Below are 717 nucleotides of genomic sequence, written 5' to 3'. Positions count from 1 at the left end.
CATCTTTTCGCCCCAAGTGAATGGGCAACCGCTGTCGTGACGAACGCCAACGTACGCATGACTCAACTCTTCATCGAAGTCTTTGAGAAATGCATCGATTCCGATGGTATCCGTCAGTGCGATACCCAGTGCGCCATTAAACATTTTTTGCCAACGTTGCAGGGCAATTTTCTGCGAATCACGCACGTTTACTAACGCTTGATGGCCCATAAACCACTCGTGAGCAACCGTGCCAATTGGGGTAAGATCTAACTCTCTCGCCAAATGGTAGTTACTGGTTCCCGTCAAGCATTGTGGCAATTCCTTGCTTAAGTACTCCAGCATGGTGCGCTGCGCTTGAAAAGAGAAACGGCGACGCGTCGACATATCTGCGAATTTGAAGTTAGTAATGTTGCGACGTTCTAGTTCGGCTTTCAAATAGCGAACTTTGTCTTCCAATACGGTTTGGAACTGCTCGAACGGGATATCTGACCAACGTTGACGGCTGCGAACTTCCGACACAATGCTCATGATGATGGTTTCGTACAGAATGGTTTCCTTCCACAAGCCATTGATTGTAATGCGTAACTGGCTTGAGCCATCCGACATGGTTTTGTTATGGAAAGAGACATCGCTTTGCGGGTTAAAACGGAAGTGACGTAACGCTTCGACAAACTCGGGCTTTAGGTACGGCGCAACGCGCTTCATGTACGCAATTTCATCTTCAGTAAAGCGAAC

General features: G+C 47.8%; 1 protein-coding gene. It reads right to left on the bottom strand.

Annotated elements, in window-relative coordinates; genetic code table 11:
* The coding region (pncB, locus tag R8O11_RS27620; RefSeq protein ID WP_318194925.1) for a nicotinate phosphoribosyltransferase at nt 1-717 on the bottom strand (717 nt) is incomplete at both ends.

The sequence above is a fragment of the Vibrio sp. 1288 genome (genome assembly GCF_033344475.1).
Note: the sequence above shows the minus strand (reverse complement) of the source record. Positions and strands in the feature narration are given on the sequence as shown.